At 69.0% G+C, this 18,965-nt stretch carries 19 protein-coding genes; 8 read left to right on the top strand and 11 right to left on the bottom strand.

What is annotated here, in order from left to right; translation table 11 throughout:
- Positions 1–18 precede the first annotated feature (18 nt).
- A complete protein-coding gene (locus ACZ3HL_RS06275; RefSeq protein ID WP_465529209.1) occupies positions 19–1,461 on the bottom strand; it encodes a M1 family metallopeptidase in 1,443 nt (480 codons plus the stop codon).
- Here ACZ3HL_RS06275 and ACZ3HL_RS06280 point away from each other — a divergent pair.
- Positions 1,460–2,257, top strand: a complete 798-nt coding sequence (locus tag ACZ3HL_RS06280) for an alpha/beta fold hydrolase (RefSeq protein WP_465529211.1) — start codon at positions 1,460–1,462, stop codon at positions 2,255–2,257. The genes ACZ3HL_RS06275 and ACZ3HL_RS06280 overlap by 2 nt on opposite strands.
- On the opposite strand, the gene ACZ3HL_RS06285 is transcribed toward ACZ3HL_RS06280, so the two are convergent.
- The 3 genes from ACZ3HL_RS06285 to ACZ3HL_RS06295 form a co-directional block, all read right to left on the bottom strand.
- Positions 2,239–2,673, bottom strand: coding sequence for a thioredoxin family protein (locus tag ACZ3HL_RS06285; RefSeq protein WP_465410521.1), 435 nt, complete (start codon positions 2,671–2,673; stop codon positions 2,239–2,241). The genes ACZ3HL_RS06280 and ACZ3HL_RS06285 overlap by 19 nt on opposite strands.
- A gap of 12 nt (positions 2,674–2,685) precedes the next feature.
- Complete coding sequence (locus tag ACZ3HL_RS06290; RefSeq protein WP_465410522.1) at positions 2,686–3,036, bottom strand: rhodanese-like domain-containing protein; 351 nt, start codon at positions 3,034–3,036, stop codon at positions 2,686–2,688.
- Between the two features lie 94 nt (positions 3,037–3,130).
- A complete protein-coding gene (locus tag ACZ3HL_RS06295) occupies positions 3,131–4,057 on the bottom strand; it encodes a LysR family transcriptional regulator (RefSeq protein ID WP_465529213.1) in 927 nt (308 codons plus the stop codon).
- 186 nt (positions 4,058–4,243) lie between these two features.
- Between ACZ3HL_RS06295 and ACZ3HL_RS06300 the strand changes: the two genes are divergently transcribed.
- The 3 genes from ACZ3HL_RS06300 to ACZ3HL_RS06310 are packed head-to-tail and all read left to right on the top strand — an operon-like array spanning position 4,244 to position 7,223.
- Entirely contained in the window at positions 4,244–4,930 is a 687-nt protein-coding gene (locus ACZ3HL_RS06300; RefSeq protein ID WP_465410524.1) for a tRNA-dependent cyclodipeptide synthase, read from the top strand.
- Between the two features lie 2 nt (positions 4,931–4,932).
- Positions 4,933–6,246 carry a purine-cytosine permease family protein gene (locus ACZ3HL_RS06305; RefSeq protein ID WP_465529215.1) on the top strand — a complete coding sequence of 438 codons (1,314 nt, stop codon included), beginning with the start codon at positions 4,933–4,935 and terminating at the stop codon, positions 6,244–6,246.
- Positions 6,243–7,223, top strand: a complete 981-nt coding sequence (locus ACZ3HL_RS06310) for a LysR family transcriptional regulator (RefSeq protein WP_465529216.1) — start codon at positions 6,243–6,245, stop codon at positions 7,221–7,223. The genes ACZ3HL_RS06305 and ACZ3HL_RS06310 overlap by 4 nt, the downstream gene beginning before the upstream one ends.
- A gap of 37 nt (positions 7,224–7,260) precedes the next feature.
- Here ACZ3HL_RS06310 and ACZ3HL_RS06315 read toward each other — a convergent pair whose 3' ends face one another.
- Positions 7,261–8,703 carry a M1 family metallopeptidase gene (locus ACZ3HL_RS06315; protein ID WP_465529218.1) on the bottom strand — a complete coding sequence of 481 codons (1,443 nt, stop codon included), beginning with the start codon at positions 8,701–8,703 and terminating at the stop codon, positions 7,261–7,263.
- A 166-nt stretch (positions 8,704–8,869) separates the two neighbouring features.
- Here ACZ3HL_RS06315 and ACZ3HL_RS06320 point away from each other — a divergent pair, with 166 nt between their 5' ends.
- On the top strand, positions 8,870–10,024 hold the full coding sequence (locus tag ACZ3HL_RS06320; RefSeq protein WP_465529220.1) for an MFS transporter: 1,155 nt from the start codon (positions 8,870–8,872) through the stop codon (positions 10,022–10,024).
- Here ACZ3HL_RS06320 and ACZ3HL_RS06325 read toward each other — a convergent pair.
- The 4 genes from ACZ3HL_RS06325 to ACZ3HL_RS06340 all read right to left on the bottom strand — a co-directional run bounded on the left by ACZ3HL_RS06325 (position 9,969) and on the right by ACZ3HL_RS06340 (position 13,557).
- Positions 9,969–10,931: a peptidoglycan recognition protein family protein gene (locus tag ACZ3HL_RS06325; protein WP_465410529.1), complete on the bottom strand. Its 963-nt coding sequence runs from the start codon at positions 10,929–10,931 to the stop codon at positions 9,969–9,971. The genes ACZ3HL_RS06320 and ACZ3HL_RS06325 overlap by 56 nt on opposite strands.
- A gap of 88 nt (positions 10,932–11,019) precedes the next feature.
- Positions 11,020–11,895, bottom strand: coding sequence for an HhH-GPD family protein (locus ACZ3HL_RS06330; protein WP_465529222.1), 876 nt, complete (start codon positions 11,893–11,895; stop codon positions 11,020–11,022).
- Positions 11,896–11,913: 18 nt separating this feature from the next.
- Positions 11,914–12,405: a beta-class carbonic anhydrase gene (locus ACZ3HL_RS06335; RefSeq protein ID WP_465410532.1), complete on the bottom strand. Its 492-nt coding sequence runs from the start codon at positions 12,403–12,405 to the stop codon at positions 11,914–11,916.
- A gap of 51 nt (positions 12,406–12,456) precedes the next feature.
- Entirely contained in the window at positions 12,457–13,557 is a 1,101-nt protein-coding gene (locus ACZ3HL_RS06340) for a LacI family DNA-binding transcriptional regulator (protein WP_465410533.1), read from the bottom strand.
- A 200-nt stretch (positions 13,558–13,757) separates the two neighbouring features.
- Between ACZ3HL_RS06340 and ACZ3HL_RS06345 the strand changes: the two genes are divergently transcribed.
- Genes ACZ3HL_RS06345 through ACZ3HL_RS06355 form a run of 3 tightly spaced genes read left to right on the top strand, consistent with a single transcriptional unit; the run spans position 13,758 to position 16,409 of the window.
- Entirely contained in the window at positions 13,758–14,690 is a 933-nt protein-coding gene (locus ACZ3HL_RS06345; RefSeq protein ID WP_465529224.1) for a metal ABC transporter solute-binding protein, Zn/Mn family, read from the top strand.
- Complete coding sequence (locus tag ACZ3HL_RS06350) at positions 14,690–15,523, top strand: metal ABC transporter ATP-binding protein (RefSeq protein WP_465529226.1); 834 nt, start codon at positions 14,690–14,692, stop codon at positions 15,521–15,523. The genes ACZ3HL_RS06345 and ACZ3HL_RS06350 overlap by 1 nt, the downstream gene beginning before the upstream one ends.
- Positions 15,524–15,527: 4 nt before the next feature.
- Positions 15,528–16,409, top strand: a complete 882-nt coding sequence (locus ACZ3HL_RS06355) for a metal ABC transporter permease (protein ID WP_465410538.1) — start codon at positions 15,528–15,530, stop codon at positions 16,407–16,409.
- Positions 16,410–16,438: 29 nt separating this feature from the next.
- Here ACZ3HL_RS06355 and ACZ3HL_RS06360 read toward each other — a convergent pair whose 3' ends face one another.
- Both ACZ3HL_RS06360 and ACZ3HL_RS06365 read right to left on the bottom strand, forming a co-directional pair.
- Positions 16,439–17,662, bottom strand: coding sequence for a DUF445 domain-containing protein (locus tag ACZ3HL_RS06360; protein WP_465529228.1), 1,224 nt, complete (start codon positions 17,660–17,662; stop codon positions 16,439–16,441).
- 49 nt (positions 17,663–17,711) lie between these two features.
- Positions 17,712–18,938 carry a DUF445 domain-containing protein gene (locus ACZ3HL_RS06365; RefSeq protein WP_465410543.1) on the bottom strand — a complete coding sequence of 409 codons (1,227 nt, stop codon included), beginning with the start codon at positions 18,936–18,938 and terminating at the stop codon, positions 17,712–17,714.
- Positions 18,939–18,965 lie beyond the last annotated feature (27 nt).

Consider the following 18,965-nt stretch of genomic DNA (forward strand, 5'->3'; position numbering starts at 1 on the left):
GAGGACTAAATGCGGGCGTCAGCCTCGCAGCGTGCCCGGCAGCAGTTCGCCGTCCGGCGGGATCGCCGTGCCGTGGAACCACGCGTCGAAGAACGGCCGCAGGTCCTGCGCCGCGAGCTTGATCGTGAACGCCTCGAAATCCGCCCAGGAGGCGTTGGCGTTCCGGTACGCCGCCGGCCATTCCTTCAGCAGCCGCGAGAACGCCGTTTCACCGATCTTCCGCCGCAGCGCGTGGATGGCCAGGATCCCCTTGTCGTAGACGCCGTGGAACTCCTTCCCCGCCCCCATGTCGACCAGTTTCGGTGTCCAGAAATCCTGGCTGCCGCGCATGATCTCGAGGGCGGCGCGGTAGCGGTCGTCCAGGTTCTCGTGGTCCCGCGACTCCTGCCACAGCCATTGCGCGTACGACGCGAGACATTCGTTGAGGCAGATGTCGGACCACGATTTCAGCGTCACCGAATCGCCGAACCACTGGTGCGCGGTTTCGTGCACCACGGTGATCAGGCCGGCCCATTTCGCGTAGGTCGGCCTGGTCTGGGTCTCCAGCGAGAAATGGATGTCCTCGTCGAGATAGATACCGCCCGCCGCGTCCACCGGGTACGGCCCGAACTTCGAGCTCAGGAAGCCGATGATCTCCGGCAGCCGCCTGCCGGCGTCGCGCCGGTCCTCGGCGCCCGGCGCGTACGCGTTGACCACCGGGGTCCCGTCCGGGAGCGCCATCCGGTCGACGGTGAACTTGTCGATCGCCACCGTGGTCAGATACGACGCCACGGGCGTGCGCTCCTGCCAGGACGTCGTGGTCCAGCCGTTCGCCGTGGTCTTCTGGATCTCGCGCCCGTTCGAGATGACCGTCCAGCCGTCCGGCACGCGGGCGGCGAGGGTGAACATCGCCTTGTCGCGCGGGGTCTCGTTGACGGGATACCAGAACGACGCCGAATGCGGCTCGCCGACGATGAACGCGCCGCCGTCCTTCGACTTCTGCCAGCCGTTCTCGCTGCCGCCCGCCTTGGGTGTCGCCGACGGGTCGCCGCCGTAGAGGACCTTCGTGCGGAATTCGGTCCCGTTCCGGATCGGCTCGGCGGGCGTCACCACCAGCTCGAATTCGCCCTCGCGCGCGAACTTCGCCGGTTTCCCGTCCACTTCGACGGAGTGCACGGTCAAGCCGCGTAAGTCCAGGTTGTACCGATCGAGGTCCTGGGTCGCTTTCGCGATCACCGTGGTGTCGCCGTCGAGACGCCCTTTCACGGGGTCGTACGTGATCCCGACCTGGTATTCGGTCGCGTCATAGCCGCCGTTCCCGTCCATCGGGTAGTACGGGTCGCCCGCGCCCGAAGCGCCGGGAGCCGGGTTCATCGGCGGCGGCGGTGGGGGCGCGGCCGGAGCGGGATCGGCGGTGCATCCGATAATCAGGGCGCAGACGGCCCCCATGACCAGACCGGCGGCGGGGACACGGCTGCGCATGGAGGGGAGCTTAGTGGTGATCCAGCGCGACGGGTTGATCACTTTCGGCGGTGACGGGCCGCCGATCGTCCTTCTGCACGGGCTGATGGGCAGGGCGACGACGTGGTGGCGGGTCGCGCGGAGGCTCCAGCCGTACGGGCGTGTCCACGGCCTCGACGCGCGAGGTCACGGCCGCGGACCGCGCGGCGGGCCTTGGCGCACCGAACGGTTCGCCGACGACGTCGCCGCGGTGCTGCGGGCCTTCGACGAGCCCGCGGTCCTGATCGGACATTCCATGGGCGGCCTGCACGCCTGGGTCACCGCGGCCACCCATCCCGGTCTCGTCCGCGCCGTGGTCTGCGAGGACTTCGCGCCGGACCAGCGCGGCCGGACCGTGGACACCTGGCGCGGGTACTTCGAATCGTGGCCGGTCCCGTTCCGCTCACTGGCCCACGTGCGCGAGTTCTTCGGTGACACCGGCGACTACTTCATCGAATGCGTCGAGGAACGCGAAGACGGCTACCACCTGATCGCGTCTCTCCCCGACCTGTACGAGATCGCGGCCGAATGGGGCAGGCGCGACTTCTGGGAGTTCGTCGAACGCGTGCAATGCCCGCTGCTCGCGATCGAAGGCGAACGGACCGCGATGCCCCCCGGCCAGCAGGCCGGGCTGGCCGCACGCGTGCCCGGCGGCCTCGGACGGCATGTCGTCGTCCAAGGCGCCGGGCACGTGGTGCACGACGAAGCGCCGGAAACCTATCTAGGTGCCGTCGAAGCGTTTCTCTCCGACGTCCTCGGTCAGCCCTTGGCGAGCTGAGCGTCGATCCAGGCGCGCAGCCGCGCTTCGCCCGGGTAGCCGATGTTCCGCGAAGACGGCAGCTCGGCGGCGTTCCGGACACCGACCAGCGTCGGGAGGTAGCGGATGTTGTACCGGGTGGACAGGTCCCGGCTCTGGTCGACGTCGACCTCGCCCAGCAGGAACCGGCCGCCGTATTCACCGGCGAGCCGTTCGATCACCGGCTTCATCTGGCGGCACGGCGGGCACCAGGTCGCGCCGAAGTCCATGATGACCAGTTTCTGCCGCGAGATGTCCATGACCTCGGCGTAGTTGGCCGAAGTCACCGTCATCACGTTTTCGGCCGCCGGCGCGGCCGAAGCCACGCCGTTGCCGACGCCGGTGATGAGCGCCAGCACACCGGCCAGCAAGCAGACGAACCGTTTGCGCTTGGACAAGACGATCTCCTTTCAGGACGAAGACCAGGTCGGCAATCCGTTCGCGACCCAGTCTTCGATGCCTTCGCGGTATTTGCGGACGTTCGTGTACCCGAGCTCCAGCAGCCGCCGCCCGACGAATTCACTGTTGCGGCACGGCGTGTTCGCGCAATAGACGACGATCGCGGCGGCCTTGTCCGGAAGCACCGCCGGTGCCAGGCGGTCGGTGAATTCGGTGGCCCGTTCGTACGGGAAACCCGGAATGTTGCGCGCTTCCGGAAGATGTTCCTTCGCGAAATAGGCGACCGGCATCGTGTCGACCACGATCACCGAGCCGTCCTCCATTCCGGAGAGCAGTTCCGAACGAGTGATCAACGGCAGCATGGTGTCCCTTCTTTTCCGGCGACCGTGATTGACGATTCCCATCGTCGGCCGCCGTCCGGGGCCCGCTCTAGTGCCGCCTCGGCATGCCGAGGGGTTATCCGGCGGTCAGCCTGCCGTGGCGATGCAGCCAGGCGCGGTACGGCGCCGTCCGTTCGGCGAGCCGCCAATATCCCGCTTTCGCCGACGCGGCGAGTGCCGGGACGCCGGACGCGCACCGGCCGTCCTCCCGCCAGGCGAGCACGTGCCGCACGCACATCGGCGCGCCCGCGAGCGGCCGGATGGCCAGTCCGTCGGCGGCCGGCCGCGTCGGCTGCAGCAGCCCGACGCCGTACCCGCCGCTGACCAGGTCCTCCCTCGTGGTGTCGAGGTCGGCGTCGTGGGTGATCCGGGGGTCGAAACCGTGCGCGAGACACATTTCGCGGAACACCACGCGGCAGCCGTCGCCACCGCTCGACACGATCCAGTCCTCCCCGGCCAGCTCGGCGAGCTCGATCTCTTCCTGGCCGGCGAGCGGGTGTTCCGCGGGGATCGCCACGAACGACGGCTCCTCGACCAGGGTCGTGGTCCGCACTTCGGGCGGCACCGGGAGGCCGCGCCCGCCGCAGATCATGATCAGCGCGAGATCGATGCCCCGGTTCGCCACCTGCGCGAGCAGCCGCGTGCGCGACGTGTCGGCGCGCGTGCGGAACGGCTCGCCGGGGCACAGGTCGCGCAGTCCGCCGAGCAGTGAACCCGTGATGGCGCTGTCGTTCCAGCCGATCCTGAGCGATTCGCCCGTCCCGGGTTCCTGGCGGTGGAAGTCGTGTTCCAGTTCATCGAACGTGAGCACGATCGCCCGCGCCCGCCGCAGGATCAGGGCACCGAGCTCGGTGGGGCGCACCCCGTGCTGGTCGCGGTGGAACAGCGGGCCGCCGACCATCCGCTCGATCCGGCGCAGCTGGTGGCTGAGCGCGGGCTGGCCGAGCCCCAGTGCGGCCGCGGCGCGGTTGAGGCTGCCGGAGGCGGCTATCTCACAGATCACGCGAAGATGCCGAACCTGAATCTCCATGACTTCGTATACCGCGACCCGTTCGCGCCCGGCACCCCCGAAAGTCGAGACACCCGATTTCTCATAACCCGGTGACAACATCCGGTGGCAATACCCGTGCCATCCGGTCGTGGCTACGTTCGGTCGACGCCCCGCATATCACGCGAATCAGGAGCCGTCTTGCCGCGACCACTGCCGCTCACGGAACATTGCGCTGATCCGCTGGCGCGAGCCGAGCACGTTTGCCTGGGTGTCAGCCCGTTCAACAGCCATTTCACGGTCGACCGTATCGCCGATCTCGCCCGCTGGGCCATGTCGGCCTTTCACGGTTTTCATTTCTTCGTCCCCGACGGCCCGTCCGCGTTCACCCTCGAAGCGCTCGGCTACGACCCGGTCCGCGCCGCTCAGAAGGCGCAGCGGCAGGGCAATTACACGCGGAACAAGATCGTCCGCGCGCTGGAGCAGATCTGTGTGCCGGATCCGCACGCCTTGATCCTGGACTCCGCCGCGCTCGAAGCCGACAGCGCGTATCTCGGCCTGCTTTCCGAGGCACACCACCGGTTCGCCACCGATCCGGAATTCGCCGGGCAGTGCCTCGGCGCCACGCGCTGGGTGCTGGACCGGCGGCTGCCCGAAGGCGAACATCCCACGCGTGACCAGCTGCGCAGCGCGGTCCGGTACTTCCTCGCCGAATTACCGATGTTCGTCGGCACCGTCGCCGTGGCCGGGGTCGAAAGCTCCGTGTTCGCCTATCACCAGCGGGTCGCCTTCCTCGAACGGCTCTACCGCGGCGAACTCTCGTGGCGGCCGTTGCCGGGCCAGGGCTTCGTCGTCCTCGAACAAGCCGTCCCGGAACGAGTGGAGTGACCGTGGAACACGACGACTTCTCCCTCCGGCGGGTGCCCGCCGAACGCCGCTACTCCTGGATTTCCGTCGCGTTGCAGCGGTTCGGGCAGGTGTCCTCGTTCCACCAGTTCCTGCTCGGCGCGGTGCTCGGCTTCGGAATGACCTTCTGGGAAGCGGTACTGGCCATCACGATCGGTTCGGTGCTGCTGGAGATCATCACCATCTTGATGGGCGTGGCCGGTACCAGAGAAGGGCTTTCGACGTCGGTTCTCGCGCGCTGGACCGGATTCGGCACCGGCGGATCGTCGCTGGTCGGGCTCCTGATGACGTTGAGCCTGGCAGGCTGGTTCGGGGTGCAGAACGACGTGTTCGCCCACGGCCTCCACGCCTTGATGGGCGGCCCGCCGGTGTGGGTGTGGGCGCTCGCGGGCGGCGCGCTGGTCACCGCGATCGTCGTGTTCGGCTTCCACGCGATGGCCTGGACGGCGTATCTGACGGTGCCCGCTTTTCTGGCGCTGGCGGGGTTTTCGATCGTCTCGGCGCTCGGCGACCATTCCCTGTCCGCGCTGATGGCCGAACCGCCACCGGGACCGTCGATGTCGCTGGCACAGGGCACCACGCTGGTGGCGGGCGCGTTCATCATGGGCGCGATCATGACGCCGGACATGACCCGGTTCAACCGGACGGCGTCCGACGTGGTGAAGCAGACCCTGGTCAGCGTCACCCTCGGCCAGTACCTCATCGGCCTGATCGGCGTCCTGCTCGCGCACGCGGCGAAAAGCGCCGACGTGGTCGGGATCATCACCTCGTCGTCCGGTGTGCTCGGCACGCTGATCCTGGTCACCGCGATCCTGAAGATCAACGACTGGAACCTCTATTCGTCCTCGCTCGGGCTGGTGAACACCGTGCAGGTGCTGCTGTCACGGCGGCTGGACCGCACCGCCGCGACCCTGCTGCTCGGTGGTCTCGGCACGGTGCTCTCCGCGATCGGCGTCCTCGACCACTTCACCACCTTCCTGACGTGGGTCGGCGTGCTCACCCCACCGGTGGCCGGCGTGGTGATCGCCGAGTACTACGTGGTCCGGCGCTGGAAACCGGATTTGGACGCCACCCGCGCGTCCGGAGAGCTGCCGTCCACCTGCCCGTCCTGGGTTCCATCCGCGCTGATCTGCTGGGTGGCCGGGGCGGCGGCAGGGGCCTGGCTGCCGTGGGGAATCCCCACCGTGAACTCCGTTCTCGGCGCCTTCCTCCTGTATGTTCTTCTCGGCAGACGGACCACGGCCGCGGTGTCCGCCACGGCCATGACTTCTTCCGGCGGGTCGAAAACCCGTTCGTGACAAAGGAGTTCGACGTCGTACAGCTGGATGTCCACCACCTGCGGGTGATCAGGGCGATCGCGGACACGGGCAGCCTTTCCCGTGCCGCGATCGCGCTCGGTGTCACCCAGCCCGCGGTCTCCGCGCAACTCAAACGACTGGAGAACATGCTGGGTTACCGGTTGTTCGACCGGTCCGAGGGCGGCGTGACCCCGACGCCGATGGGCGAACTGCTGCTGCGTCGCACCGCCGCTTTGCTGCCCCAGCTGGACAAACTGCTCGAAGACATCGAGCAGCGCGGCTGCCCCGGCGGTCCGCCCGACGTGGTCCGGGTGGTCGCGGTGGCCAGCGCGCTGGTGGCGCACCTGCCGTCGCTGGTGACCGGCTTGTGGCCCGAGGTCTCCGAGGTGCAGGTCGTGCACGACGACCATCCCGAGCGACTGTTGCCACTGCTGGCCCAGAGACGCGCGGAATTGGGGCTGGTCAAGGACTATCCGGGATACGAGCTCGAAATCCCCGCGAACGTGGACACCGCGGTGGTGGTGACCGAGCCGACCTTCGTCCTGCTGCCGGAGCGTCATCCGCTGGCGCGAGAGAAGGTCGTCGACCTGCGCGACCTGCGGGACGAATCGTGGGTGATGGTGTCCGATTCGTCGGCGGCCACGTTCCTCAAGTACTTCGCCGACACGTGCGCGCGACACGGTTTCAGTCCGTCGTTCACCCATCAGGTGACTTCGCAGCAGGTGGCGCTGCTGGTGGTCAAGGCGGGTGCGATCGGGCTGTCGCAACCGATCTGCCATCCGGGGAACCACGGCATCGTGCCCCGGCCGCTGCGTGGGGACGTGCTGCCGCGCCGGCACGTTCTCGCTTGGAACCGGGAGACCTTCGTGGCGGGGCGGCGGGAGGAGCTGCTCGCCGCCGTGGTCGAAACGTACTGGGCCGAGGCGCGAAAGGCCCCCGTCTACGCCGAGTACCTGGCCAGGCCTCGTGAGTGGTAAGGACGGTTAGAACCGTCCTTACCACTCACGAGGTCGTTCAGCTGCCGGGAAAGAGGAGCGCGTCCGGTGGTCGCACCGTGCCGTCCAGCCAGGCCCGGTCGAACTCGCCGAGATCGCGCTGGGTCATCGCGGAGACGTAGAGCTCGAAGTCGTGCCAGTTCTGGTTTCCCTGCGGGTTGATCATCGGGAAACCCGCCAGGATCTGGAAGAACGCGTCGTCGCCGATGAGACGGCGCAGCGCGTGCACCATCAGTACCGCCTTGGTCGTCGGCGCGAATTCGGCGCCCTTGCCCGGATCGGTGAGCTTGGGCGCCCAGAAAGCCGGGTCGTCGCGCACCTCGGCCACCATCTCCCGGTAGCGGCGGTCCAGGTCGGCGCCGTTCTTGGTCTCGTCCCACAGCCAGACCGCGTACCGCGCGACGGACTCGGACATCAGCGCGTCGCGCCACATCTTGCCGCTCACCCCGGCTCCCCACCATTGGTACGCGACGGCGTACACCAGATCGGCCATGGTGGCGGCGCGGCCGTACACCGGCCGGGTCTGCGCGCCGTGCGTGTAGCCGAGGGAGCGGTCGAGGAACAGCCCGCCCGCCGCCGACTGCGGGTAGTCACCGAACTTCCCGGTGAGGAATTCCAGGACCTCGGGCAGCCGCCCGCCGAGCCGCCGTTTGTCCACGGCGCACGGATGGTAGGCGTTGATCGCCGTGCGACCACCGGGAAGAGCGATCCTCTCGACCTCCCAGCGCCCGATGCCGAGCATCGCCGTACTCGGCGCGAGGGCGGTTTCCTCCGACCAGGTGACGGTGTGCAGTCCCGGTCCCGCCGGCACGTCGGAGACCGGGGAACCGTTGCCCAGCACGGAGAATTCGTTCTGGACGGTGACGGAGACGTGCAGGGCGGCCTTGTCGGCTTCGGTGTTGTTGACGGGGAACCAGGTCATCGCCGAACGCGGCTGCCCGGTGGCCACGGCCGAATCACCGTAGGCGGCGAGCCAGCCGACCCGGCCCCGCGCGGTGGGGATCGGTTCCGGGCGCCCGTCGTAGTCGACCACCACGGTGAACGGCCTGCCTTCGGCCAGCGGAGTCCGCGGGGTGATCACCAGCTCGTGTTCGCCCGCCCGCCGGAACGAGGCGGCCACCCCGTCGACGGTGACCGACCGGACGGTGAGCCCGCGCAGGTCGAGGTCGAACCGGCTCAGGTCCTGGGTCGCCGTCGCGGTGATCGTCGCCCGGCCGCTCAGGAGCATCGAGTACGGCGTGTACCGCAGCGCGAGTGAGTACTTGCCGACGTCGTAACCGCCGTTTCCGTCCTTCGGGTAATAGGGATCGGGTCCGAGGACCGTCCCGTCGGGTGAGACGTGCACGTATCCGTCACTGCCGGGTGCCGGCTGGGCCACCGCCGAGGCCGGGCAGGCACCGATCATCGTGGTGGCGAGCAACGCGGTGCACAGTGGCTCCTGCCACCGAAGCCGCACGGTCATGAACGAGCCTTCTCTCTCGAGGGGAGGGTGCCCGGTCATCGTGCGTACGTCCGTGCCGCGCCCGGCACTGTCAGCCGGTCATGCCGCCGGGTTATCCCGGCCGATAACCCCTCGGCATACCCGCCAGGGACTATCCGCGCCGCGCGCGGAAAGAGATCGTCGGGGCATGGTGCCCCTCCCCGCGCTGCTCGCGCTGACGACCACGGTCTTCCTCGGCTGCCTCACCGAAGTGCTGCCCGCCGGGTTGCTGCTGGGCATGTCCGAGGATCTGGGCGTTTCCCCTTCGGCCACCGGGCAACTCGTGACGGTCTACGCGCTCACCACCGCGCTCACCGCCGTCCCGCTCACCGGCGCGACCCTCCGGGTACCGCGGAAACGGTTGCTGCTGGCGCTGATCGTGGGCTTCCTGGGCACCAACCTGCTGATCGCCGTGTCCTCGTCGTACCCGGTGATCCTCGCGGCCCGGATCGTTTCCGGAGCGCTGACCGGGGTGATGTGGTCGCTCGTGGCCGGCTACGCGATGCGTCTCGCCCCGCCGGGACTCACCGGGCGAGCGCTGGCGGTGGCCATGTCCGGTACGCCGATCGGCTTCGCGCTGGGCGTGCCCGCCGGTACCGCGCTCGGCGAACTGGCCGACTGGCGCTGGGCGTTCGCCGCGATGGCGCTGATCACCGTGCCGCTGCTGGCCTGGGTGCTCGTCGCGGTGCCCGCCGTTCCCGCGGATCCGGCACGCCCCACCCGGCCGCTGGCCGCGTCACGGCTGCCGGGGATGCGTCCACTGCTCGCGACGGTGGCGCTGTTCTCGTTGGGGCACAACGTGGCCTACACCTACGTCGGACCGGTGCTCGCCGGTCTGGACGCCGAAGCGTTGCTGGGCGCGGCGCTGCTGGTGTTCGGCTGCGCGGCTGTCGGCGGGATGGCCGCGGTCGGCTCCGCCCTCGACGACCGCCCGCGCGCGGTGCTGCTGTCCTGCACCGCCGTGACCGCCGCCGCCATCGTCCTGCTGGGGATCTGCGACGGTGTCCACGGTCTCGTGCTGGTGGCCGCCGCCCTGTGGGGTCTGGGCTTCGGCGGTGCGCCGACCGCGTTCCAGGCCGTCACCGCCTTGCTCGCGGGCCCCACGGCCGACGCCGCCCAGTCGCTCACGATCGCGGCCTGGAACGGCGCCGTCGCCGGGGGCGCGCTCATCGGCGGACTGGTGCTGCCGCTGGGAACGGGTCTGCTCCCGTGGTGCGCCGCCTTGGTGGTCCTCTCGCCGCTGCTGTTCAGCCGGCGAGTCGTGCTTTCAGCGCCCGGAGATCGGTGCCGGGCCCGACGATGAGCGGCCAGACGTCGGAGCCGAGGAAGCCGGTCTCGTCGGTCGCCGCCGTCGCGCCGCAGGCGTCGCGCTCCAGCCCGTGCCGTGCCGCCACCGCGGCGACGGCGTCCTTTGTGGACTGTCCGAAAAGGCCGTCGGCGGGGACGGCGAAACCGCGTGCCCGCAGGAGTTCCTGGGCCATCCGCACCCGCGGCCCGCTGTCACCGGGTTTGAGCAGTGGCCACTCCGGCAGGTCCGCCTTCGGCGACGAAGAACCCAGCAGCTTCCCGACCTCGGTGCGCAGCTCCGGAAGCCGGTCGTACAGCACGGTCCCCGGGCATTCGGTGGAGTTGAAGTCCCGGTGTCCCTTGATGAATTCCGGCGAGATGCCGTACTGCGAAGCCATGTACGCGACCAGCTTCACCAGCGAGTCCCAGAGCGCGGGCGTGACGTCCTCTGTGCTGTAGAGGCCTTCGTTCTCGATCCCGATGCAGGTGCTGTTGTTGTTGCCCACGTTCGCGCCCAGCACGTGCTTGGTTCCGCCGCGCAGGATCTCCAGGCTGCGATGCCGCCCTTCGGTGATGTGCCCGCCGCGGCTGTTCGTGAACTGCTGGCCGGTGTCGATCCAGCCACGGGTGTCCATGTGGAAGTTCTGGATCGCACGCGACGCCCAGAAGGCGTGTTCGAGCGTGTAGTCGGTGACGTTCCCCGGTTCGACCGTGTGGTGCACGACGATGTACGTCGGCTTGTGGTTCTGCACCTCGATCGTCCCGCTCGGCGGTCGCGCGTTCCACGCGGCCGTTCCGTGGATCTTCGGTTCTGTCACCCCGGACGCCGCGTCGGCGGCGGAAATCGTCGCTGTCCCCAGTAGCCCGACGGCGCTTACCGTCAGGCCGCCCTTGAGCGCGGTACGTCGGTCGAAGTCGGCCACGGGCGAAACTCCCATCATGCGCGTTGGCCGGAAAACTAACCCGCCATCGCGCCGGTGACAACCATTGACCAACTTTTGTCGTAGTGCGTTAGTGTTCGCCAGGGAGGGCGAACAGGCCGTCCCTTGTCTGTTCGAGCAGCCCGTCCACCAGCAGGGAGTCGAGGCAGCGGTCGCGCTGCCCGGATTCGTGCCAGACGAGGTCGAGCCGCGCCTTTTCGACCGGGCCTTCGCTGCCGCGCAGGACGTCGAGCAGCAACCCGCGCACCTGGCGGTCGGTGCCGGCGAACTTCTGGACCTGCTTCGCGGGCCCGGCGTACGCGGGCCGTCCCGCGTGCTGCCACGCGCAGCCGTCGTAGATCGGGCAGTCCGCGCAGCGCGGCGAACGCGCGGTGCAGACGAGCGCGCCGAGTTCCATCAGGGCGGCCGAGAGTTTCGCGGCGGGCGCGTCTTCCGGCGGCAGCAGCGCCTCGACGTCGGCCATGTCGCGGGTGTTCGACGGCGGCCCGGCGTCACCCGCGCCGTGTACCGCCCTGGCCACCACGCGCCGGACGTTCGTGTCCACCACCGGAGCCCGCTTGCCGTAGGCGAAGGCCGCGACGGCGCGCGCGGTGTACGCGCCGATACCCGGCAACGCGAGCAGAATGTCCACATCGGACGGAACGACGTCGCCGTGTTCGGCGGCGATGACGGCCGCCGCGGCGTGCAGCCGCAACGCGCGCCGCGGGTAGCCGAGTTTGCCCCAGGCGCGCACGACCTCGCCCTGCGACGACGCCGCCAGCGCCGACGGCACCGGCCAGCGCGCCATCCAGTCGAGCCAGATCGGCTGGACCCGCGCGACCGGGGTCTGCTGCAACATGATCTCGCTGACGAGCACGCCCCAGGCGGAGCATTCCGGCTCACGCCAAGGGAGGTCGCGCCCCACTTCGTCGAACCACTCGGTCAGCACATCCGCGTCGACGCCCACCGAGCCAGCTTAAAACCCCTACGCGACCTCGGTCAGGCGGCCCAGCTTCACGTCGTAGACGAACCCGCGCACGTTGTCGGTGTGCGGGAGGAAGTCGCTGCGCCGGACACGTTGCACCGACCGGCGCACGCTGTCCTCCACCTCCCGGAACGCCTCGACCGACCACGTCGGGCGCAGTCCGCTGGCGGCTTCGAGTTCGTCCTTGAAGTCGTCTTCGGTGACCATGGACAGGCCGCAGTCGGTGTGCTGCACGATCAGCACCTCGCGCGTGCCGAGCTTTCGCTGGCTGAGCGCGAGCGAGCGGATCACGTCGTCGGTGACGACCCCGCCCGCGTTGCGCAGGATGTGGGACTCGCCCTGGATCAGGCCGAAGATCTCGAACACCCGGATACGGGCGTCCATGCAGGTCAGAATCGCCACCTGGAGTGATGGCCTCGGGGACGAGCGGTCACCAGGAGTGACGTCACCCAGCTCCTGGTTGCGCTTGAGCAGTACGTCGATTGAGGTCACACGCTCATTGGAACCGACCCGCCGGGGGAGAGCAACGCGAGCGGGCGTGGATCACGGCCCGAACCAGCGTTCTTCGGCCGTTCGTGGCGGTGCCGACGTGCGGCCGACCCGCAGTTCCGTGTGCAGGGTGATCACCTTCGGCCCGACCCGGTCGGCCGAGCTGAGCAGCAGCTTGCCCGCCGCCTTGCCCTTTTCGAGCACCGGCTGGTGGACCGTGGTGAGCCCCGAGCGTTCGGCCTCGGTGATGCCGTCGAACCCGGTGACCGTCAGATCCTGCGGCACGCGCAGGCCCCGGCGCTCCGCCTCGGCCAGCGCACCGAGGGCGAGGATGTCCGAGGTGCAGATCACGGCGGTGACCTGCGGATACGCGTCGAGCAGCTGGCGTGCGGCCGACGCGCCGTCATCCACCGTGTGGTCGAAGCGCTCGACCACCGGCACCGTCGCCCAGTCGACCCCGGCCGCAGAGAACGCGGCGGCCAGCGCCTCCAGGCGGATGCGCTGGACGTGGAAGTGCGCGGCGCTCTGCCGCTGGATGGAGACGAAGTCGTCGTTGCGCTCGCGGGCCAGCCGCATGCACAGCACGCCGATCTGCCGGTGGCCCAGCGAGATGAGGTGGTCGGCCATGGCGGTGACCGCGGCCGCGTCGTCCGGGCCGACCCGGTCGACGCCGTCGACGCGCGGCTGGTCGACGATCACCGTCGGCACCGGGCGTTCCAGTACGGCGCCGAGATGCGGGTCGTCGTCGGGCACCGAGTAGACGACGAAACCGTCGACGCCGGCGCGGTGCACGGCCGCGACGTCCTCCCTGCCCGGGCTCGCCGGGACCAGGTGCAGGCCGACGCCCGCGTCTTCGCAGGCCAGCGCGAGCCCCTCGAGCACCCCGACGGCGGCGGGATCGCGGAAGGCGTAGGAGAGGTTCTCGGTGAGCAGAAGACCGACGGCGCCGGCTTTGCGCGTCCGCAGTGAGCGGGCCACCGGGTCCGGGCCCGGGTAACCAAGGCGGCGTGCGGTCTCGAGGACGCGACGGCGCAGCTCAGGGGACAACTGGTCCGGTCGGTTGTAGGCGTTCGAGACGGTGGTCCTCGACACACCGAGCTCTGCGGCCAACGACGCCAGTGTCGCCTGCCTCCTGGTGCGGATAGGACGGCCCATCCGCAAACCGTAACGGTTCAGAACGTTTTGCAGAAGCATCACCCGGCGTGTGGCAGGTCTCGATTCAGAGTGACCCTGGGTACAGCTCGGACCTGGACCGGAGGCATCGTCATCCGGATGGGGTACAGTTGAATCTGACAACGGTTTCCATTACCCGGCATTGGGGACACCTGGCCAGGGCATCCGCAGGAGTGCAGTAAATGAATTCCCGCCGTACCAAGAGTGTTTTCGCGGCCGTTTCGGCCATGGCCGTCCTCGCGCTCGGCGCGACGGCCTGCGCGTCGAGCGACAAGGCGTCGACGGGCTCCGGTTCGCAGAACGCGTCCGCCGCGAACCCGGGCGGCGGCGAGAAGATCAAGGTCGTCGCCTCCACCGACGTCTGGGGCAGCGTCGTGACCGCCGTCGGCGGCGACAAGGTCGAGGTCACCTCGATCATCCACGACCCCTCGGCCGACCCGCACTCCTACGAGACCACCGCGAGCGACGCCGTCGCCGCGAAGAACGCGAAGCTGACGCTGTCCAACGGCGGCGGCTACGACGACTTCTTCTCCAAGCTGGCCGACCAGGCCACCGGCGCGCAGAAGCTGGTCGCCGTCGACATCGCCGCGACCGGCAACGAGAACGAGCACGTCTGGTACAGCCTGCCCGGCGTCGAGAAGGTCGCCGACCAGATCGCCGCGAAGCTCGGCGAGATCCAGCCCGCGTCGAAGGACGCCTTCACCGCCAACGCGACCGCGTTCAAGGGCAAGACGCAGGAGCTCCTGAAGAAGGTCTCGGGTCTGGGCGCCTCGGGCGCGAAGGTCGTCGCGACCGAGCCCGTCGCGCACTACCTGCTCGACAGCGCGAAGGTCACCGACGCGACGCCGCCGGCCTTCGCCGAGGCCGTGGAAGCGGAGCAGGACGTGCCCGCCGCCGCGCTCAACGAGGTCAAGCAGCTGATCTCCGGCAAGCAGGTCAAGGCACTGGTCAACAACGCGCAGACCACCACCCCGGTCACCCAGCAGGTCGTCGGCGACGCCAAGAACGCCGGGATCGCGGTCGTCGACGTCACCGAAACGCTGCCCCAGGGTGTGACCGACTACATTGCATGGATGACCAAGGAAGTGGACGCGCTGGCCGGAGCACTGAAGTAGTGACCTCCGTACCCGCCGAAGCTCGCCCCGCGGTCCGTGTCCGCGGGGCGAGCCTCGCGTTCGGCACCAGGACCCTCTGGTCCGGGCTCGACCTCGACGTCGAGCCCGGCGAGTTCCTCGCCATCCTCGGGCCGAACGGCTCCGGGAAGAGCAGCCTGCTCAAGGTGCTGCTCGGCCAGCAGGGGCTGCCCGAGGGCACGGTCGAAATCGCGGGGCGGCGCCCCGGCGGGACGAACCGGCGGATCGGCTACATCCCGCAGCAGCGCGCCCTCGACGAGAGCCTGACGATGCGCGGGGTGGACCTGGTCGGCCTCGGCCTGGACGGGCACCGGTGGGGCACGGGGCTTTTCGGGATTTCGAAGCGGCGTCAGCTGGTGGCGCGGGCGATCGAGTCCGTCGGCGCGCAGGCGTACGCGAAGCAGCCGGTGGGGCGGCTTTCCGGCGGCGAACAGCAGCGGCTCCGCGTCGCGCAATCCCTGGTCGGCGACCCCGAAGTCCTGCTCTGCGACGAGCCGCTGCTCTCCCTCGACCTCGCGCACCAGCGCGCGGTCAGCGAGCTGATCGACGAGCGGCGGCGCTCCGCCGGGACGGCCGTCCTGTTCGTCACCCACGAGATCAACCCGATCCTGTCCTATGTGGACCGGGTGCTGTATCTGGTGAACGGCCAGTTCCGGGTCGGCAAGCCGGACGAGGTGATGAACTCGGAGACCCTGTCCGAGCTGTACGGCACCCGCATCGAGGTGCTGAAGGTCGGCGGGCAGATCCACGTCGCCGGTGCGCAGAGCGCGCTGTGCGAGGACGAACCCCACCACATCGACGAACAGGCTTCCTAGCGCCGTGGACAAGATGTTCGACTTCGCCCTGACCGGCGAACTCCTCGGTCTCGATTTCGTTCAGACGGCGTTGCTCGCGGCCGCCGTCCTCGGCCTGGTCGCCGGGGTGCTCGGCCCGCTGGTGGTCATGCGGCGGATGTCGTTCGCCGTGCACGGCACCGCCGAGCTGGCCTTCACCGGCGCGGCGGGCGCGCTGCTGCTGGGGGTCGGCGTCGAACTCGGCGGCCTCGCGGGCGCGGTCATCGCCGCCCTGCTGATCGGGCTCCTCGGCGGCCGCGAGTCCGAACGCGACTCCGTGATCGGCGTGATCCTCGCCTTCGGCCTCGGTATGGGCGTCCTGCTGCTGTCGTTCTACGACGGCCGCAGCGCCAACAAGTTCGGCATCCTGGTCGGGCAGATCATCACCATCGACTCGACCAACCTGAACCTGCTCGTCGGCGCCTCGGTCGTCGTGCTGGTGGTGCTCGCGGTGATCTACCGGCCGCTGCTGTTCGCCACGGTCGACCCGGCGGTCGCGACGGCGCGCGGCGTGCCGGTGCGGCTGCTGTCGCTGATCTTCGCGGTGCTGGTCGGGATCTCGAGCGCGCTCGGCGTGCAGATCGTCGGCGCGCTGCTGGTGGTCTCGCTGATGGTGACCCCGGCCGCGGCGGCCGCGCGGGTCACGGCGAGCCCGTGGAAGGCGACCGTGCTGTCGATCGTGTTCGCGGAGATCGCCGCGCTCGGCGGGATCATCCTTTCGCTGGCGCCGGGGAAGCCGGTGAGCGCCTTCGTCACGACGATCTCGTTCGTGATCTACCTCGTCTGCCGTCTCATCGCGTGGCTGCGCGGGCGTTCGTCGCGGGTCCGCGTCGAGCCGACGGCCGTGGCACAGCCCGCCGTGTCCTAGCGGATCGCGTTTAGCCCGCTAAACGCAGGTCAGTGGAGCATCAGGAGGACCTGCAGCTCGCCGACCAGGAACCCGATGACCCCGCCCACCGCGATGAGCTTCCACTCGTCCTGCCGGAACGCCGGCCTCAGCAGCCCCTCGAACTCCAGCGGGGTCAGCCCGAGCATCCGCCGCTCGACGATCTTCGCGACGTCCATCGCCTCGGTCAGGTAGCCCTCGGCGTGGTGGATCGTCGGCGGCAGCCGCTCCAGCGCCTTCCGCGCGGCCGCCTGTTTGATCTCCTGCAGCCGCTGCCCGCCGACGGCCATCGCGACCACCGGTTTCGCGACGCTCGCCTGCTCGTCGACGGCCCGCGCCACGAGCCGCTCGACCAGCGCGTACAGCCGGTCCGACCGCGGCCCGCGCAGGACGGCGTCGAGCAGGTTCGGCACGGTGAGGATCTCGTTCGCGATCAGCTCGCCGTACTGATGCGCGACCTCGGCCCGCCGCCGCTGGAACTTGCCCTGCAGGATCACCCGGCCGAACCGCACCGGCTCACGCGGCACGAAGATCAGCTTGATCGCCAGCCAGTCGGTGAACAGCCCGATGCAGCCGCCGAAGATCGGCAGTACCCACGGTTCCTTCGTCGCCGCCCAGACGATCGCCTGCACGATGCCGAGCCCGAAGCCGAAGTAGATCCCCGTGCGCGCGATGAACGCCATCTCCGGCCGCGAAGTCTCGCGGATCAGCCGGACGAGCAGTTTCTTGTCCCTGGTGAGCCGCTGCACGGTCATGTGCCGGAAGTCGAGCACCTCGTCGAGGTTCTCGGTCATCTCCGTCATGAACTCGCGCACCAGCCGCGGCGTCGACGCCTGGACCTGCTTGATCAGCAGCTCCTGCGCCATCGTCGGCATGACCTCCCAGAGCCGGGGATGGTGCTTTTCGAGCACTTCGCGGGCAACCTCGTCCACGGCCCGCAGCAGTGGCTGCTCGATCTCGCGCGTGATGATCGCCGGGTCGATCCGCCGGAAGACCTCCTTGACGTCCAGCAGGTTCGACGTCAGCAGCTCGGTCGCGACGGCGGCCATCCGCCCGCCGTGTTTGGGCACCACGCCCTGCCAGCCGAGGAACGGCTTGATCCCGATGAACTCGAGCGGTTTGAACATCATCTCGATGGCGACGCGTTTGGTGACGTAGCCGATCAGCGCGGCGACGAACGGGATCGCGGCGTACAGCCACCAGTGCCGGGCGAGGTCGTCCAGGACGGCGTCCATCGGACCTCCTCGCTTCGCTCAGGGAAGGGGAAACGGTATCGGGTGGCGGTCAGTGGAGCAGCAGAAGCACCTGAAGTTCACCGACAAGGCCTCCGATCACCGCGCCGACGGCGATCAGCTTCCACTCGTCCTGCCGGAACGCCGGGCGCAGCAGCTGCTCGAATTCGAGCGGGTTCAGCCGCCGCATCCTGTCCACAATGGTGTTCCGGACGTCGAGCGCGTTGACCGCGTAGCTCTCGGCGTGGCGGATCGTCTCCGGGATCCGTGCCGCCGCCTTCGCCGCCGCCGTCTGCTTCATCTCCTGGAACCGCCTGCTCCCGACGGCCAGCGCGACGAACGGCTTCACGACGCTCGCCTGCGCGTCGATCGTCCGCTGCACCTCGCGGGTGATCATCGTGAACAGCTTGTCCGACTTCGGCCCGCTCAGCACGGCTTCGAGCAGGTTGGGGATGGTGATGATCTCGCGCGCGATCATGTCGCCGTAGTCGGCGGAGACCTGGTCCTTGCGTTTCTGGAACACGCCCTGCCAGGTGTAGAAGCCGAAGAACCGCTTCGGCTCCCGGGGCAGGAAGATCATCTTCAGGGCGATCCAGTCGGTGAACCAGCCGATGCCGATCCCGAACAGCGGCAGCACGATCGGCGACTTCGTCAGTGCCCACACCAGCAGTTGCACGCAGCCGAGCGAGAACCCGAACACGATCCCCGACCGCGCGATGAACCGCATCTCCGGCCGCGAGATGTCGCGGATCAGCCGGTTCAGCAAGGCCTTGTCGCGAACCAGGTTCGTCACGACCATGTGCTTGAGGTCGAGTACGTCCTCGATGTTGTCCGCGATCTCGCCCATGATCTTCGTGATCGCGCGCGGCGCCTCGGCCTGCACCCGTTTGAGCAGCAACTGCTGGGCGGTGTTCGGGAGTACCTCCCAGAGTCTGGGCTGGTACTGCTCCATCACCTCGCGGGTGACGTCCTCGACGATCCGCAGGAGCGGCTGCTCGATCTCCTTCGCCACCTGGGCCGGGTCGAGCCTGGCGAAGATCTCCTTCGGGTCGACGAGGTTGGTCGTCAGCATTTCGGTGGCGGTCGCGGCCATCCGTTCGGCGTTGGCCGGCAGCACCCCCTGCCAGCCGAGGAACGGCTTCACACCGACGAATTCCACCGGTTTGAACATCATCTCGATGGCGACGCGTTTGGTGACGTAGCCGATCAGCGCGGCGATGAACGGCATGGTGACGTACACCGGCCAGTGCTCGCCGAGATCGGCGATGACGGCGTCCACTTTCGAGCCCCTCCCGCGTCTTGCTTG

This window comes from Amycolatopsis sp. NPDC000009, assembly GCF_055563465.1.

Bases quoted from the DNA above. Each gene is read 5' to 3' on its own strand.
- ACZ3HL_RS06280 (WP_465529211.1), top strand. From the start codon at position 1,460: ATGGAGGGGAGCTTAGTGGTGATCCAGCGCGACGGGTTGATCACTTTC.
- ACZ3HL_RS06275 (WP_465529209.1), bottom strand. From the start codon at position 1,461: ATGCGCAGCCGTGTCCCCGCCGCCGGTCTGGTCATGGGGGCCGTCTGC.
- ACZ3HL_RS06290 (WP_465410522.1), bottom strand. From the start codon at position 3,036: ATGCTGCCGTTGATCACTCGTTCGGAACTGCTCTCCGGAATGGAGGAC.
- ACZ3HL_RS06315 (WP_465529218.1), bottom strand. From the start codon at position 8,703: ATGACCGTGCGGCTTCGGTGGCAGGAGCCACTGTGCACCGCGTTGCTC.
- ACZ3HL_RS06320 (WP_465529220.1), top strand. From the start codon at position 8,870: ATGGTGCCCCTCCCCGCGCTGCTCGCGCTGACGACCACGGTCTTCCTC.
- ACZ3HL_RS06340 (WP_465410533.1), bottom strand. From the start codon at position 13,557: ATGGGCCGTCCTATCCGCACCAGGAGGCAGGCGACACTGGCGTCGTTG.
- ACZ3HL_RS06345 (WP_465529224.1), top strand. From the start codon at position 13,758: ATGAATTCCCGCCGTACCAAGAGTGTTTTCGCGGCCGTTTCGGCCATG.
- ACZ3HL_RS06360 (WP_465529228.1), bottom strand. From the start codon at position 17,662: ATGGACGCCGTCCTGGACGACCTCGCCCGGCACTGGTGGCTGTACGCC.